General features: G+C 59.9%; 14 protein-coding genes. 3 read left to right on the forward strand and 11 right to left on the reverse strand.

Annotated features, from left to right (window positions below; genetic code table 11):
* Positions 1-27: 27 nt before the first annotated feature.
* The 6 genes from EPN96_06290 to nth form a co-directional block, all read right to left on the reverse strand.
* Positions 28-2,739: a pyruvate, phosphate dikinase gene (locus EPN96_06290; protein ID TAL17208.1), complete on the reverse strand. Its 2,712-nt coding sequence runs from the start codon at positions 2,737-2,739 to the stop codon at positions 28-30.
* 44 nt (positions 2,740-2,783) lie between these two features.
* Complete coding sequence (locus tag EPN96_06295) at positions 2,784-4,859, reverse strand: glycine--tRNA ligase subunit beta (protein ID TAL17209.1); 2,076 nt, start codon at positions 4,857-4,859, stop codon at positions 2,784-2,786.
* Entirely contained in the window at positions 4,856-5,740 is an 885-nt protein-coding gene (glyQ, locus tag EPN96_06300; GenBank protein ID TAL17210.1) for a glycine--tRNA ligase subunit alpha, read from the reverse strand. The genes EPN96_06295 and glyQ overlap by 4 nt, the downstream gene beginning before the upstream one ends.
* Positions 5,741-6,038: 298 nt before the next feature.
* Positions 6,039-6,884, reverse strand: coding sequence for an SDR family oxidoreductase (locus EPN96_06305; GenBank protein TAL17211.1), 846 nt, complete (start codon positions 6,882-6,884; stop codon positions 6,039-6,041).
* A gap of 33 nt (positions 6,885-6,917) precedes the next feature.
* Positions 6,918-7,796: a DNA repair protein RecO gene (recO, locus tag EPN96_06310; protein TAL17212.1), complete on the reverse strand. Its 879-nt coding sequence runs from the start codon at positions 7,794-7,796 to the stop codon at positions 6,918-6,920.
* Positions 7,670-8,323: an endonuclease III gene (gene nth, locus EPN96_06315; protein ID TAL17213.1), complete on the reverse strand. Its 654-nt coding sequence runs from the start codon at positions 8,321-8,323 to the stop codon at positions 7,670-7,672. Before nth ends, recO begins: the two co-directional genes overlap by 127 nt.
* Before the next feature lie 115 nt (positions 8,324-8,438).
* Between nth and EPN96_06320 the strand changes: the two genes are divergently transcribed.
* From EPN96_06320 to EPN96_06330, 3 genes are all read left to right on the forward strand, one after another.
* Positions 8,439-8,894, forward strand: a complete 456-nt coding sequence (locus EPN96_06320; protein TAL17214.1) for a hypothetical protein — start codon at positions 8,439-8,441, stop codon at positions 8,892-8,894.
* Between the two features lie 200 nt (positions 8,895-9,094).
* Positions 9,095-11,347, forward strand: coding sequence for a vitamin B12-dependent ribonucleotide reductase (locus tag EPN96_06325; GenBank protein TAL17215.1), 2,253 nt, complete (start codon positions 9,095-9,097; stop codon positions 11,345-11,347).
* Between the two features lie 219 nt (positions 11,348-11,566).
* Entirely contained in the window at positions 11,567-12,259 is a 693-nt protein-coding gene (locus EPN96_06330) for a hypothetical protein (GenBank protein TAL17216.1), read from the forward strand.
* Positions 12,260-12,985: 726 nt separating this feature from the next.
* Here the strand turns inward: EPN96_06330 and EPN96_06335 are convergent.
* The 5 genes from EPN96_06335 to EPN96_06355 all read right to left on the reverse strand — a co-directional run bounded on the left by EPN96_06335 (position 12,986) and on the right by EPN96_06355 (position 16,189).
* Positions 12,986-13,378 carry a PilZ domain-containing protein gene (locus tag EPN96_06335; GenBank protein ID TAL17217.1) on the reverse strand — a complete coding sequence of 131 codons (393 nt, stop codon included), beginning with the start codon at positions 13,376-13,378 and terminating at the stop codon, positions 12,986-12,988.
* Positions 13,379-13,520: 142 nt separating this feature from the next.
* On the reverse strand, positions 13,521-14,066 hold the full coding sequence (locus EPN96_06340; protein TAL17218.1) for a hypothetical protein: 546 nt from the start codon (positions 14,064-14,066) through the stop codon (positions 13,521-13,523).
* A gap of 12 nt (positions 14,067-14,078) precedes the next feature.
* Entirely contained in the window at positions 14,079-14,510 is a 432-nt protein-coding gene (gene nusB / locus EPN96_06345; GenBank protein TAL17219.1) for a transcription antitermination factor NusB, read from the reverse strand.
* Positions 14,511-14,514: 4 nt separating this feature from the next.
* On the reverse strand, positions 14,515-14,982 hold the full coding sequence (locus tag EPN96_06350) for a 6,7-dimethyl-8-ribityllumazine synthase (protein TAL17220.1): 468 nt from the start codon (positions 14,980-14,982) through the stop codon (positions 14,515-14,517).
* Between the two features lie 10 nt (positions 14,983-14,992).
* Complete coding sequence (locus tag EPN96_06355; GenBank protein ID TAL17221.1) at positions 14,993-16,189, reverse strand: bifunctional 3,4-dihydroxy-2-butanone-4-phosphate synthase/GTP cyclohydrolase II; 1,197 nt, start codon at positions 16,187-16,189, stop codon at positions 14,993-14,995.
* Between the last annotated feature and the right edge of the window lie 17 nt (positions 16,190-16,206).

A 16,206-nucleotide genomic window follows, 5' to 3' on the forward strand; every position in this document is an offset into this window, starting at 1 on the left:
CTTTTTAGTTATGGCTTGAAGGTTGTGCTACTTTTCGTTGAGGGCGGCCTGGGCCGCCGCGAGGCGGGCTATCGGCACACGAAAGGGGCTGCAGGAGACGTAATCGAGCCCGGTCTTGTGGCAGAAGGTTATGGAGTCCGGGTCGCCGCCGTGCTCGCCGCAGATTCCGACCTTGAGGTTGGGCCGCACCGCGCGCCCCTTCTTCGTCGCCATGTCAACGAGCTGACCTACGCCCGCCGTGTCGAGCGATTCAAAGGGGTCTTTTGCGTAGATGCCCTTCTGGAGGTAGGTCGGGAGGAAGGTGCCCGCGTCGTCGCGGCTAAAGCCGCAGGTCATCTGGGTGAGGTCGTTGGTGCCGAAGGAGAAGAATTCCGCCTCGGCGGCTATCTCGTTGGCGGTGAGGGCGGCTCTTGGCACCTCGATCATCGTGCCGACGAGGAAGTTGAGCACCTTTATGCCCCGCTCCTGCATGACCTTCTCCGCGGTTTCCATGATTATGTTCTTCTGATCGGTGAATTCCTTGACGTTGCCGACGAGCGGCACCATTATCTCGGGCCGGGCGTCGATACCCTCTTTTTTCAGGTCGGCGGCGGCTTCGAGGATGGCGCGGGCCTGCATGCGGGTCACCTCGGGGTAGCTTATGCCGAGCCTGCATCCTCTGTGGCCGAGCATCGGGTTAAGCTCGTGGAGCTGGGCGATGCGGGCGCTGACGTAGCCCACGTCCTTGCCCATCGTCTTCGCCAGTTCCTCTATGAGGGCGGCATCGTTGGGCATGAACTCGTGGAGGGGCGGGTCGAGGAGGCGGATGGTTACGGGGAGCCCTTCCATCGCCTTGAGGATGCCGTAGAAGTCGGAGCGCTGGTAGGGAAGGAGCTTGGCGATAGCCTTTTCGCGGTCCTCCACCGTCTCTGAAAGTATCATTTCGCGCATCGAGCGGATGCGCTCTTCGCCGAAAAACATGTGCTCGGTGCGGGTGAGGCCGATTCCCTTCGCGCCGAAGCGGCGGGCGAGGGCGGCGTCTGCCGGGCTGTCGGCGTTGGTGCGGACTCCGAGGCGCTTGGCGTCGTCGCACCACGCGAGGAAGGAGCGGAGAAGCTCGTTCTTCTCGGGGTCGATGAGGATGAGGGGCAGCTCTCCGGCGTAAATCGCGCCCTTGGTGCCGTTGACGGTGATTGTGTCGCCCTCGCGAAGGACGATTCCGCCCACGGTGACGGTGCCCGCGGCCATGTCGATGTCGAGCGCGCCGCAGCCGACCACGCAGGTCTTGCCCCAGCCGCGCGCGACAAGCGCCGCGTGAGAGGTCATGCCGCCCTTGGCGGTGACGATGGCTTGGGCTACGTGCATGCCGTGTACGTCTTCGGGGCTGGTCTCGGCGCGGACGAGGACTACCTTTTCGCCTTTGTCGCCAAGCTCCTGCGCCTTGTCGGCGGTGAGGACTATCTTGCCGACGCCGCCTCCGGGGCCCGCCGGGAGGCCGATGCAAAGGGAGGTGGCTTCCTTTTCGGCTTCGGCGGAGACCATCGGATGCAAAAGCTCGTCAAGCTGCGTGGGCTTGACGCGCATTATCGCTTCGTTGCGGGTGATGAGCCCTTCGCCCTCCATCTCGACGGCGATGCGCAGCGCGGCGGGGCCGTTGCGCTTGGCGTTGCGGGTCTGGAGCATCCAGAGGCGGCCCTCCTGGATGGTGAACTCTATGTCCTGCATGTCGCGGTAGTGGGCTTCGAGCTTGTTTCTGATGTCAACAAGCGCCCCGTAAAGCTCGGGGCTTTTGGCTTCGAGGGTGGGCAGATCCTTGTTCGCGTGGTTTATGGAGTGGCTGTTGAGGGCGTAGGGGGTGCGGATGCCCGCGACCACGTCCTCGCCCTGCGCGTTTGAGAGCCACTCGCCGTAGAATTCGTTCTCGCCGGTGGCGGGGTTTCTTGTAAAGGCGACGCCGGTGGCGGAGGAATCCCCCATGTTGCCGAAGACCATCGCCTGCACGTTTACGGCGGTGCCCCATTCGTCGGGAATCCCCTCTATCCTCCTGTAGCTTACGGCGCGCCTGCCGTTCCAGGAGTGGAAGACCGCGCCTACGGCGCCCCAGAGCTGCTCCCAGGGTTCGTCGGGAAAGGGCTTGCCGAGCACCTCCCTGACCTTATCCTTGAAATCCACGCAGAGCTTCTTTAGCTCGTCGGCGGAGATGTCGGAGTCGTACTTGTACCCTTTGGCCTTCTTTACGCCGTCCATTATGTGCTCTAGCTGGTGGCGGATGCCGTTGCCGTCTTCCGTCTCGACTCCGGCGGCCTTTTCCATGACGACGTCGGAGTACATCATGATGAGCCTGCGGTAGGCGTCGTAGACGAACCGCTCGTTATGGGTCTTGGCGACGAGGCCGGGAATGGTTGCGGAGCAAAGGCCCACGTTGAGGACAGTCTCCATCATGCCGGGCATCGAGCTGCGCGCGCCGGAACGGACGGAGGCGAGGAGGGGATTTTTCGGGTCGCCGAAGGTCGCCCCCATCACTTGCCCCATGTAATCCACCGCCGCGGTCACCGAAGCCTTGAGAGTGGCGGGATAGGTGCCGTCATGCTCCTGATAGTAGGTGCATACTGCCGTTGAAATCGTGAAACCGGCGGGCACGGGAACGCCTATCTGGCACATTTCCGCCAGATTCGCGCCCTTGCCGCCGAGCAGTTCTTTCATCCCGGCGTTGCCCTCGGCCTCTCCCGCGCCGAAAGTGTAAACGTACTTTGTCATGATCCCTCCTTGTCCCCAAATATGTCAGCCGAGAGAGTTCGCCCCTCTCAGGCGCCTGTAATTCTCGTGAAATCGGCGACCCTGCCGAAGATGGCCGTCACCTTGCCCAGAATGGCCACGCGGTTGTTCTTCAGAGCCTCGTCTTCGGCCATGACCATGACGCCGTCGAAAAAGCCGTCAACCGCGCCCTTGAGCTTCGCGGCCTGGGTGAAGAGGCCGATATAATCGTGCGAGGCCACGCAGGCGTCCATGTTCGCATGGACGGCGTTGTAGGCGTCCCAGAGCTCGCCTTCCGCCTTGTCCTGGAAGAGCGCCGGGTTGACCTCGGCCTTCGCCTCTATCTTCTTTAGGATGTTCGCGGCGCGCTTGAAGGTGCCCGCGAGGGCTGCGAACTCGCCGCGCTTCTTGAATTCCTCTATCGCCTCGACCCTCGCCTTTACGTCGAGCGGGTCGTCGAAACCGGCGTCGAGGACCGCGGCGACGGCGTCGCCTGCGTAACCCGCCTCGGTCAGTATCACTTCGAGACGGCCCTTGAAGAATTCGAGAACGTCTTTTTTGACCTCCTCGCACTTTCTGGTGAGCTTCGCCGAAAGCCGGTCGAGGGCGAGGTCCACCAGCCACTCTATGGAGAGCCTGTACCCCTTTTCCATCATTATTCTCAGAATTCCGATGGTCTGCCTTCTAAGGGCGTAGGGGTCGGCGGAACCGGAGGGGATCAGCCCCACTCCGAAACAGCCCGCTATGGTGTCGATCTTGTCGCCGATGGAGACGCAGTCCGCCTCGGGGGTCGAGGGAAGAGCGCTTCCGGCCTGTACCGGCAGGTAGTGCTCGTGGATGGCTTTCGCAACCAGAGGGTCTTCCCCGGCGCGCAGGGCGTACTGCCTTCCCACTATTCCCTGAAGCTCCGGGAACTCGTAGACCATCTTGGTGCAGAGGTCCGCCTTGCAAAGGTGGGCGATTCTTCTGACCTTCTCCGCGGAGGAGGGGCAGAGCTTTTTGGAAAGCTCGCCCGCTATCGCGGTGAAGCGCTCCACCTTTTCCCAGCTGGTGCCGAGCTTCAACTGGAAGACAACCCTCTTCAGTTCCTCGGCGTGCTCGGCGAGGGATATCTTCTGGTCCTCGACGAAGAAGAAGCTGGCGTCGGAGAGGCGGGCGCGAAGCACCCTCTCGTTGCCCTTCGCCACCACCGAAAGGTCGCGCGCGGCGGTGTTGGAGACCGTGACGAAGTGGTTGAGGAGACTCCCCTCCGCGTCGGTCACGGCGAAGTATTTCTGGTGGGTTTTCATCGACAAAATCAGAAGCTCGCGGGGGAGTTCGAGGTAGTGCGGCTCGAAGCTTCCCGTCACGGCCACGGGCTTTTCGACGAGAAAGGTAATGGTGTCGAGAAGCTCGGGGTCGAGAAGCACCTGCCCGCCGACCTTCTGCGCCGCCTTCGCGACCTCCTTGGCGATTATCGCCTTTCTCTCCTCCTGCGCGAGGACGACTCCGGCGTCGCGAAGCTTTCTGAAATAGTCCTGCGCGTCCATCACCTCAAAAGTTCCGGTGGAGTGAAAGCGGTGCCCCATCACCGAGCGGCCCGACTTTACCCCTGCGTACTCGAAATCGATTACGTCGCCGTCGAGAAGCGCCAGTATCCAGTGTATCGGACGGGCGAAGGCGGTCTCGCCGGAGCCCCAGCGCATCGATTTGCGGAAGGGAATCTTCGACATCCACCTGGGAAGCTCGTCGCGGAGGAGCGCGGAGGTCTCCCGCCCCTTGAGAGTCTTTTTGACCGCGATGTACTCGCCCTTGTCGGTCTTGACGCGGAGGAGGTCTGCGGGAGTCGCGCCTTTCGAGCGGGCGAAACCCTCGCCTGCCTTGGTGAGGTTTCCGGCCGCGTCGAAGGCGACGGTTATCGAGGGCCCCATCAACTCTTCGACGATGTCGGGCTGTTCGAGCCCCATGCCGGTAATGTGGAGGGTCATCCTGCGCGGGGTGCCGTAGACGTGAATCTCGTCGAAGGGTACGCGGGCCGCGCCCAGGTTCTGGCGCGCAAGCGCTTCCAGAGCGTCGAGAGCCAGGGGCACGAATCCCGCCGGAATCTCTTCTGTTCCTATCTCGAAAATAAGCTCGCCGGTCTTCATTTCGCTGCTCCCTCACCCTTGATAAGCGGGTATCCCATCGCTTCTCTCTGCGCCGCGTAGGCCAGCGCCGCCATTCTGGCGAGGTCGCGGACCCTGCCGATGAAGCGGGTGCGCTCGGTGACGCTTATCGCGCCCCGGGCGTCGAGAAGGTTGAAGGTGTGGGAGCACTTGAGGGTGTAATCGTAGCCGGGAAGGACCAGCCCCTTTTCGAGGAGCCTTCTGGCCTCGGCCTCGTACATGTCCATGAGCTTGAAGAGCATCGAGGCGTCGGACTCGTCGAAGTTGTAGGTCGAGCCCTCGACCTCGCCCTGATGGTGAACCTGGCCGTATTTTATGCCCCTGGTCCATTCGAGGTCGTAGACGTTGTCCACGCCCTGGAGGTACATGGCGATGCGCTCGATGCCGTAGGTTATCTCACCGCTCACCGGCTTGCAGTCGAGACCTCCGGCCTGCTGGAAGTAGGTGAACTGGGTTATCTCCATGCCGTCGAGCCAGACCTCCCAGCCAAGCCCCCATGCGCCGAGGGTGGGGGACTCCCAGTCGTCCTCCACGAAACGGATATCGTGGTCCAGAGGATCGACCCCGAGAGCGCGCAAACTGTCCAGATACTGCTCAAGGATGTCGTCGGGGGAAGGCTTCAGTATGACCTGATACTGGTAATAGTGCTGGAGGCGGTTGGGGTTTTGCCCATAGCGGCCGTCGGTCGGCCTTCTGGAAGGCTCGACGTAAGCCACGTTCCACGGCTCCGGCCCAAGGCAGCGCAAAAAGGTGTGCGGGTTCATCGTACCCGCGCCGACCTCTATGTCGTAGGGCTGCGCGATTATGCATCCCTTTTGGGCCCAGAATTCCTGGAGCGTCAGGATTACTTCCTGAAAGGTCATACCATTCTCCTTTAATAAATACTTCTCCGTGCCCCGACCCTTGGCTTCGGCTTTTGCCGCGGAGCTTCGTCGCTACTCGCTCGCGCTCCTCGCCGTAGTCACGCTACTGTCTTCGTCGCGCTCACTGCGGGCTCCTTGCCCGGCGGCAAAATCCAAAGCCAATTTAACAGCAGCGGCGACTTTTCGCCCCTCCGCCAATGCGTTTTTTGAAGCCGGTGTTTCTCGCAACGTTTTCAATCTATAAATCTACAAAAAGCACTGCCTTGCGCCCCGTTAGTTCGGCGCACTTTTCAGCATGCTAGGCGACGATATCTTCCCCGCCGTCCACTCCGAGGGTATTTCCCGTCATCCAGTAGGTTCCCGGCTCGGAAAGGAGCGCTATGGCTTCCGCGACGTCTTGAGGATTCGTCAGGCGGCCCGAGGGATTGCGTGAAATTGCGGTTTCGAGCATGACCTCGTGGCCGGGGATCTTCCGGAGAGCGGGGGTGTCGGTGACGCCCGCGCGGATCGCGTTTACGGTTATGCCAAGGGGCGCAAGCTCCATCGCGAGCTGCCTGCAATGGGATTCCAGCGCCGCCTTCGCCGCGGAGACCGCGCCGTAGGTGGGCATGACCCTCGTGCCGCCGGAGGAGGTCATCGCGTAGACGCGGGAATTCTTCTCGAACATGTCGCGCTCGACGATATCCTGCACCCAGTAGACAAGGCTGTGGGCCATGACGTTGGTGGTCATCTCCATCTGCGACTGGTTTATCTGCCCCGCCTCGTCGAGGAAGGGGCGAAGGGTGCCGTAGGCGAGGGTGTGCATGAGTACGCGTATCTTGGTGCTCTGCCCGACGATCTCGCGAAATTCGTCGAGCACTTCCGCCCTCTTGTCGGGGTCGGCCGCGTTCACGTTGAAAAAGTGGACCTGAACCCCTTCGGCCTTCAACTCGCCAATGAGCTCCTCAACCGCGGGCATGCTCGTCTTCCTGTCGAGGTGAACGCCGAAAATGTTCATGCCTGCCTTCGCCATGCGCCTGCAGGTCGCCGCGCCGAAACCGCTCGACGCTCCAAGAGCCAAAAACCACTTACCGCTTAATGCCTTCGATCTCAAACTTTTCTCCAGTAACAAGTACTGCGCCCCTTGCAGACGGCGGGCGCGCATCCGTTAAACATTTTATGTTAGCAAAATAGGGTTCTAAAGGTCAATCGACAGAAACTGATGAAGCTGCCCGAGGGATTTTGGTTCGCCTCCCAGAGCCCTGACGAGGGCTTTTTCTACGAAGCCGCCTATCTCCTCTTCCGTTTTTTTGGAGATGCGAAGCGACCCCAGCGAGGAAAAGTCCAGTGAAGAGGCCGAGCGCAGCGTCTTTACCGCCCCCGCCGAAATCCGCGCGGACCCTTGCGGGGCGCAGGAGGCGCAGTAAAGCACGCTACCCGAAAGGGAGGTCGACTCCTCGGAAAGGGTCTCCCCGCAGGCTCCGCAGGGACTCGCGGCGATGGAATACCCCATGAGCGAGACGGCGCGGACCTGAAAGACCCGAAGGAGGCTCACCGGGTCCCCTCCCGCCTCCAGCCCGCGAAACCCGCCGTCGAGGAGGGAAAAGGGCTCTCCCGAGACCTCCCCCTCCCGCGCCAGCCCCCTGACGACCTCGACGAAGTGGCTGGCGACGGCGTAGCGCCTGATGTCGGAGACCGTCTTGGGGAAATCGCAGAGAAGCTCCACGCTCGACAGCGTTCCGAGCCCCGCTTCCCTCGGCGCGGCGTACTCGGCCCGGAAGAGCTTAGCGAAATCGAGCGCCCCGCCGAACCGCTTGCGCGATTTTTTCGCCCCTCTCGCCATCAGGCTCACCACCCCCGAGCCGGAGGTGAGGATGGTGACGATGAGGTCGGAATCGCGGTAGGGGACGGAACGGACGAGGTAGGCCGCCTCTGATTTGGGCTTCATGGTCAAAGGAGCTTGCCGAGGCCGACGCGCGGGCAGAGCTCCAGCACCGGGCAGACGGGGCATTTGGGGGTTCTCGCTGTGCAAATCGCTCTTCCGTGGCGGATAAGTATCAAGTGGGCGGACCGCCATTTCTCCTCCGGCAGGAGGGCGGTCACGGATTTTTCAACCTCCGGAGGGGCTTTTGATCTGGAGAACCCCAGTCTGTAGCAGACCCTGCCGACGTGGGTGTCCACCGCGAAAGCCGGAACATTGAACCCCTGCGAGAGCACCACCGAGGCGGTCTTTCGCCCGACGCCGGGGAGAGCTTCAAGTTCCTCCCTTGCGGAGGGGACCTCCCCCTTGTGGTCCCTGACCACCGCTTTGGCGGCCTCCACGATGTTTCTGGCCTTGTTGCGGAAGAGTCCGATGGACCGGATGATCTCCTCGACTTCGGCGACTTTCGCCGAGGCGAGTTCCTCCGGCCCCGGAAAGCGCGCGAAGAGCGCCGGGGTGGTCGCGTTAACCCTCTTGTCGGTGCACTGCGCCGAGAGGATGGTCGAGACCAGGAGTTCCCACGGCGACCCGAAGACGAGACCGGGTTTCGGCTCCTCCTCCGGACCCTTCAGGAGGGCGAGGATTTTTTCGAGGCGGGCAGCCTCGCTTTTTTTATTTCGCATGGCGCCAAGCTTACCAGAAAGCGCGGTCATAAAAAAAGCCCGGCAACTTGACAGCGCCATACCTTGAGAATAAATTCGACCGGTCAACACTCCGCCAGAGGAACCGGAAGGCAATATGGGAAAATACGGCGAGCGGCTGCTCAAGGGGCCGGGCAAGGGACTTTCGCTCCTCGCCTTTGAAACCTCCAAAAAGAGCCGCATCATGAAAAAGAAGATGCGGATAAGCACCCTCGAAAAGCGGCTGAAAGAAGACCTGCGCGATCTGGGCAGCCTCGTCTACAACGATTACGAAAAGGGCCAAAAAGCCGTCTTCGAGGACGAGGACGTTCTCGCGCTCCTCGGAAACATAGAAAAAAACCGCAAGGAGCTGGATTTTCTCCGCGAAGTGATAGTGCGCATATCGAGGGCGAAAAAGGTCTTCCGCCTCCCGCGCGGCGCGGCCCCCTCCTCACCCTCCATCGTGGAAGTGGAATCACCCGTCGAAGACTCCCCAAGGATACCTCCGAAGGAGGGGCAGGCGGTAAAAAAGCGCAAACTCAACCCCTTCTCGAAAAAGACCCCGAAAAAGTAAAAATAAAACCTCTCTGGTCCTATATGTTTTCACGATTGTTTTCGCCTCCGGCTTCGGGGGCGTTTTTTTTCGCTTGAATTTATGGCAGCCACTAAATATTGTGGCGTACTGTTCCTCTGACCCCAAGTACTGGTATTTGCGCTTAGGGATATAACGGCTAAAATTCAATTACTACATGCCTTTTTAAGGAGATTTTTTTCATGTCGCTGACCAAAGCAGGCAAAATCGCGGAGATAATCAGTTCCAGGCCCGCGCCGGACTTCAAGGACAACGCCATTACCGTGCTGGAGCGGCGCTACCTGAAGAAAAACGAGCTGGGAGAAGTGCTGGAGACTCCCTCCGAGATGCTTGCCCGCGTCGCCTGGGCCGTGGCCCAGGGCGACCTCAACTACGACAAGAAGGCCGACGCCGAAGCGGTGGCGGAGCTCTTCTACGACATGATGGCCTCTCTGGAGTTTTTGCCCAATTCCCCGACGCTGATGAACGCGGGAAGAGAACTGGGACAGCTCTCGGCCTGCTTCGTCCTTCCCGTCGGCGATACGATGGAATCGATCTTCGAGGCGGTCAAGAACACCGCCCTCATCCACAAGTCCGGCGGCGGCACAGGCTTTTCCTTCAGCTCGATACGGCCCAAGAGCGACGTGGTGCGCTCCACCAACGGCGTCTCCTCCGGCCCCATCAGCTTCATGAAGGTCTTCGACACTGCCACCGAGATGATAAAGCAGGGCGGGACGCGGCGCGGGGCAAACATGGGAATACTGCGCGTCGATCACCCGGACATAGAGGAGTTCATCGCGGTAAAATCCGACAAATCCCTCCTCACCAACTTCAATCTGTCGGTCGCCATAACCGAAGCCTTCATGGAGGCGGTACAGGCCGATGACGAATACGACCTTATAAACCCGAGAAACGGCGAGGTGACCAAAAAGCTTCGCGCCCGCGACGTCTTCGACCAGATTATCCAGTCCGCCTGGGGCTCCGGCGAGCCGGGCATAGTCTTCATCGACAGGATGAACCGCGACAACCCCACCCCGGCGGTCGGCCCCATCGAGGCGACCAACCCCTGCGGCGAACAGCCCTTGCTTCCCTACGAATCCTGTAACCTCGGCTCGATAAACCTCGCGAAGATGGAAAAATCCGGGCAGGTGGACTGGGACAAGCTGCGAAAGACCGTGGACAAGGCGGTTCACTTCCTCGACAACGTAATCGAGATAAACCGCTACCCGCTCCCGGAAATCGAGCGGATGACCCGCTCCAACCGCAAGATCGGCCTCGGCGTGATGGGGTGGGCGGACCTTCTCTACATGCTCGGCGTGCCCTACGGCTCCGAAGAATCCCTTAGGCTCGCCGCGAAGCTGATGAAATTCATCGACGACGAGGCGCTTAGGGCCTCGCAGAAGCTGGCGGAGGTTCGCGGACCCTTCCCCAACTTCCCGAATTCGATCTACGGCGGCAAAAACAAAAAGGGAGTAAGAAACGCCACCCGCACCACCATCGCACCCACCGGCACCATCTCGATAATCGCCGGTTGCTCTAGCGGCATCGAACCTCTCTTCTCTCTGGCCTTCATCCGCCGCGTTATGGACGGCACCGAAATGCTGGAGATAAACCCCGTCTTCGAGGCGGCGGCGAAAAAGGGCGGGTACTACTCCGAGGAGTTGATGAAGCGCCTCGCGAAGGGCGAATCCCTTTCACACCTCGAAGGCGTGCCCGAGACCGCCAAAAAGATCTTCATCACCGCCCACGACATCACCCCCGAAGAGCACATACGCATGCAGGCCGCCTACCAGGCCCAGACCAACAATGCGGTATCCAAGACCGTCAACTTCCCCGAAGACGCCACCAGAGAAGAGGTGGCCGAGGTCTTCCGGCTCGCCTACAAGCTCGGGTGCAAGGGCGTCACCATCTACCGCGACAAATCCCGCGAGGGGCAGGTGCTGAATATCGGCAGCGAGGAAAGGAAAGAGTGCTGCCCCCCTTCCTCAGCCGCGGCCGACAGTAGGCCGCAAAAGCGTGACCGCCCGCAGGTGCTGGTCGGCAAGACCTACCAGATGCGCACCGGCTGCGGCCCCCTCTACATCACCATAAACGAAGACGACTGCGGCCTCTTTGAAGTCTTCACCACGATGGGCAAGGCGGGCGGCTGCGCCGCGAGCCAGTGCGAGGCGCTCGGCAGGCTCGTCTCCCTCTCCTGGCGCTTCGGCGTCGATGTAGAAGAGGTGGTAAAGAACCTTCGCGGCATAAGCTGCCACAAGCCCTTCGGCTTCGGCCCCGGCCGGGTCCTCTCCTGCGCCGATGCGCTCGCCCTCGCCGTCCAGAAACACTACAACCCCACCGGCGAAGTCGAAAAACCCTTCTCCCAGGTCGGAGCGTGCCCGGAATGCGGGGATGCGGTGGAACATGAAGAAGGCTGCTTGCTTTGCAGGAGCTGTGGTTACTCGGAGTGCGGTTGATTTATAGAGTCTTTAGGTCGTCATTCCCGCGAAGGCGGGAACCCAGAGGCTGGATTAGGTGTAAATGTAGGTTGCGGTTGAGCGCAGCGAAACCCAACAACACATCAGCGCAAGCCTTGTAATAGTCGGGTATCGCTACGCTCCACCAGACCTACGGGCTGTTCTCGTAATGAGCAAATCGGTACGAAATAACATATTCTGTTTAAGAGGAATTTATATATGAAAGTCTGGCTTACAATCGCTAGCCTAATTACATTGGGTATAAGCCTTTTGGCAGGCTTCAGTGGAAAAACTAGTGTCCTCGCTGTCGGGTTCCTTTCATTTGTTGTACTGCTGCTCATAGCAAACATAGACAGGGTCTCTGAATTCAAAGCTACTGGAACAGGAGTAGAGGCGAAGACGAGAGACGTACTCCAACGTGCAGAGGTTACTCTGAGTGAACTTCAAGCGCTGGCAAAGCACGTTGGCATGGTAACCCTGTCACTAGTGAAGCGGAGCGGACGACTCGGAGGTTATTCGGATATAGAAGAGGAAGAGATAAAGAATTCAATTCTCGATGTAATGAAAAAAGTTGGCATACCTAACTCCGAGTGCCAAGAAGTGCTCCGTGAGTGGAACAAGTTCATTGAATACGACTATTTATTCTTTATTCTTGGAGGCAGTACCATTCCTGATGGAGATATTCCAGAAGTCCACAAAGAATGGAAAGCCTTACGTTCAGGGGGAATTGAGAAGATTCCGACATCGAAAGAAATCAAGGCCTTTCTAGAGAAACACCATTTTATGACACCGGATCTAGAACAATGGCTTCTGGATTACCAATGTTTTATTGATAAACGCATACACCGAAGACCCGAAGTTTGGCAACAGCGGCAAAGCATGGGGAGGCTTATGCAAAAAAAAGTCGCGTAGAGCGGGCTCGGCCCACCATTATTTAAAAACATTAATGTAATTATACACTTGCTGGGCTTCGCCCCGCGCCCCTTGTCACTTCTTTTAGAAAGAAGTGACCAAGAAATCGGCCCGGACCCGTCGCTCGCGCTTTAAAAAGCGCGACCACTTCGTTCCGGCTGGGCCGTACGGGGCACCCACTGCGCTTCGCTCCGTTAAGACCCCGCGCCGGCCCGACGCCTCCACTCGTTGCGCCGCGTACGGGCCCCGAAGGGGAACGAAAAGAAGGCTCGCAAATGAGCAAGGTAATTGTTGCTCATTTGCTCGAAGGTAGTTTCTCTACAGCTATTTTGAGATACATGTAGAAAAAATACCTTCGAGCCGATAACATAGAATTATCCTGTTTATCGGCGAGCCGTCCTTTCGTCCTTCCCGTGGCCCGTAGGTGACGCAGGGAGCGGAGGCGGAAAGGGCGGCGGGGGGGTCTTAGTGAGCGTAGCGAACGGGTGCCCCCTCACGCCCCCGCCGCAGCGACCGGTCGCTCGTAGAGCGAGCGGAACCTTCCGGGCCGAGTTTTGTCCCACTTTTTCGACAAAAAGTGGGGCGCGGGTGCGGGGCGCGCCAAGCCCCGCAAAGGGTAAACGTGCGAAACACACAAAAGTCACTGGTTTCCCGCATCCGCGGGAATGACGAAGGAAAAGTGGTGCGTTACACCGCTTCGCGGCTAACGACACAAAACAACTAACGCTACTCCCCCGCTTCATTCCCCTTGGAGAGTTCCTGCTCCACCCACCTGTCTATCGTATCGGCGTCTTCTTTGGGGAGGTTTAGAAACTTAAGCCCAACGCCCGCTATAAAGTTCTGGTCGGGCCGATAACCCCGCTTCCAGACCACCTGGGCCTCGCAGGTGTAGACAAGGCCGCGGTCTCCGGGCAGGGAAAATTCGACGTTGAAGATATCGCCGATCGCTATGTCTTCGGAGGTGGCGATGAATATCCCTCCCCGGCTCAGGTTCATGGCGTAACCCGACACTACGCGGCCGCCCGCGCTGCACTTCGCAACGCCGGAGAGCATCATGCATCGCGGGTGAATTCTCCTGTCTATGCCGGCTTTTCCGGCGCACCCCATGTCTCTGATCATTACCTTCACCTCAATCAAGCGGTTTTCTTAAGGAATACCCCCTGATTGGGAAAACGCAAGAGAACCCGGACTTTGCTTTGGCCCTTTTTAAATTTGCTTCGGATTTTAGCGGGATTTAACGGCGGGACGTTGTGGGGAGTTTTTACTTGCCGGCTTTCCCGGCGTCCATTGCCTCGCGGGTGCGAAAGGCGAACCAGAGAAGCGGGGGGACGACCCCGCCGAAAAAACCGGCGAAGTGGTAAAAGGTCACCGAAGCCCCCGCGATGCGGAGCGCCATCGACAGATCGCCGAGCTTCGCGAAGGGCCCCTTGCGGTTCGGGAAGATCCTTCGGAGGGATTTTGAATCGAGGGCGGTGAGTATGTAGCCGTGGTAGATGAGCCCGACTCCTGTGGCCAGAAGCGCCGCCCCCGGCAGGGGGTTCATGAACTCCCAGATGGTGCCCTCAAGCAACCTCAAAATGGTGGCGAAAAGTCCGACGTGCCAGCCGAAAGGGTCCGAGCGCCAGAGATTGAACGCGGCGAGAAGCTGCAAGAAGGCGTAGAAGACCGTCCAGCGGAATTCCGCCATTGTGGGTTCCGGCAGGATGTCGGCTTCGAGGATGCGGTTCAGGAAAAGGACGCCGATGTCGAAGGCGCACATCAGCACAAACCAGGCCGCCAAAAGCCTGTGGGGCCTTATGGTTCTCATCTTAAGACAGTGCTAACCCTTCCTCACTTCTTCGGGGCGGCTTTCGCGGGCCACCCGGTCGAGAATGCCGTTTATGAAGGCGGGGGAATCGGGGCTTCCGAACTCCTTTGCCAGTTCCACGGCCTCACTGAGGACCACCGGCGCGGGCACGTCGCTTCTCACCGCCAGCTCGTAGGCGCCGAGGCGCAGGATGGCGCGATCGACCCTGTCCATCCTCGAAAGCTTCCAGTTTTTGCTGGCCTCTTCGACGAGCGGGTCAATCCGCTTCCTTTCGCCCCAGGCTCCCTGCACGAGCTCCCCGAGGCGGGACTGGTCGGCGCTCTGCTCCTCGCTCACCTCGGCGAGAACGACAGACAGCGCGCCTTCGACGCCGAGAAGGGGGTTGGCGTCGAGCGCGTAGAGGGCCTGCACCGCAAGCTGGCGGGTGAAATGGCGTGTTCCCAACTAATCAGACTCCGGCGCGAAGAAGATTTACGGTTTCGATCATCGCCATAGCGGCTTCCGAACCCTTGTTTCCGGCCTTCGAGCCCGCCCGCTCCACCGCCTGTTCGAGGGTGTCGGTGGTGAGGACGCCGAAGGAGACGACGGTTCCCGTCTGGAGGGAGACCTGCGCCACGCCCTTGGATACCTCGCTCGCCACGTAGTCGAAATGGGGGGTGGAGCCACGTATGACCGCTCCGAGGCAGCAGACGCCGTCAAACTTGCCCGACTCGGCCACTTTTTTGGCCACCAGCGGTATCTCGAAAGCGCCGGGGACCTTGAAGACCTTTATCTGCGCGCTGTCGCCGCCGGTGCGGACTATCGCGTCTACCGCGCCCTCGACCAGCCTGTCGGTGATGAAGCTGTTGAAGCGAGAGACGACAAGGGCGAATTTCAGCCCCTGGCTCGAAAGTTTTCCTTCGACGAATGAGACCATTTTTCCCTCGTTAAATCATATGTCCAAGTTTTTGCTTCTTGGTTGAAAGGTAGCGCTCGTTGTCGGGAAGGGGCTCGATGATTATCGGGACCCTGTCCACCACCTCTATGCCGTAACCCTCGATGCCGACGATCTTGCGCGGGTTGTTTGTCATGAGGCGCATCTTCTTTACGCCGAGATCCAGAAGTATCTGGGCTCCGATGCCGTAATCGCGAAGGTCCGCGGCGAACCCGAGCTCCTCGTTGGCCTCGACGGTGTCGCGCCCCTCGTCCTGAAGGGCGTAGGCCCGTATCTTGTTGACTATGCCGATGCCCCTGCCCTCCTGATGGAGGTAGACGATTACTCCCTTGCCCTCTTTTTTTATCATGCTCATCGCGGCGTGAAGCTGGTCGCCGCAGTCGCAGCGCTGGGAGCCGAAGACGTCGCCGGTCAGGCACTCTGAGTGGACGCGCACCAGCACGGTCTCGTCCTCCTCCCACTCGCCCTTGACCAGCGCCACGTGGAGGAGGTTGTCCACGTCGTTTTCGTAGATAATCGTCTGGAATTCGCCGCCGAAAGCCGTGGGCAGCCGGGCGCAGGCGGCCCTTCTCACCAGGCACTCTTTGCGGAGGCGGTATTCTATGATGTCCGCGATGGAGACGATGGGGATGCCGTGCTCTTTCGAGAATTTCTCCAGCTCGGGCATTCTGGCCATCGAGCCGTCGTCCTTCATTATCTCGCAGATGACCCCGGCGGACTTTAACCCCGCGAGCCTCGCTAGATCGACCGACCCCTCGGTCTGCCCTGTGCGGACGAGGACGCCGCCGGAACGGGCGCGAAGGGGGAAGATGTGGCCGGGGCGGGCGAGGTCCTTGGCGGTGGTCTCGTCGGCGACGGCGACCTTTATGGTGTGTGCGCGGTCGGCGGCGGAGATGCCTGTGGTGACTCCCGTCCTCGCTTCGATGGAGACGGTGAAGGCTGTCTGGAAGGAGCTGGTGTTGTCGCGCACCATCGGGGGAAGGTCGAGAAAATCGCAGCGGGCTTCGGTCATGGCGATGCAGATGAGGCCGCGCCCGTATTTGGCCATGAAATTTATCGCCTCGGGCGTCACCAGTTCGGCGGCCATGGCGAGATCGCCCTCGTTCTCGCGGTCCTCGTCATCGACGATTATGACCATCTTCCCGGCGCGGAAATATTCCAGCGCCTTTTCAACTCTCTTTATCGGCATTCAGTCTTCAGCCTTTT

This window comes from bacterium, assembly GCA_004322275.1.
GTDB lineage: Bacteria > Desulfobacterota > Deferrisomatia > Deferrisomatales > BM512 > SCTA01.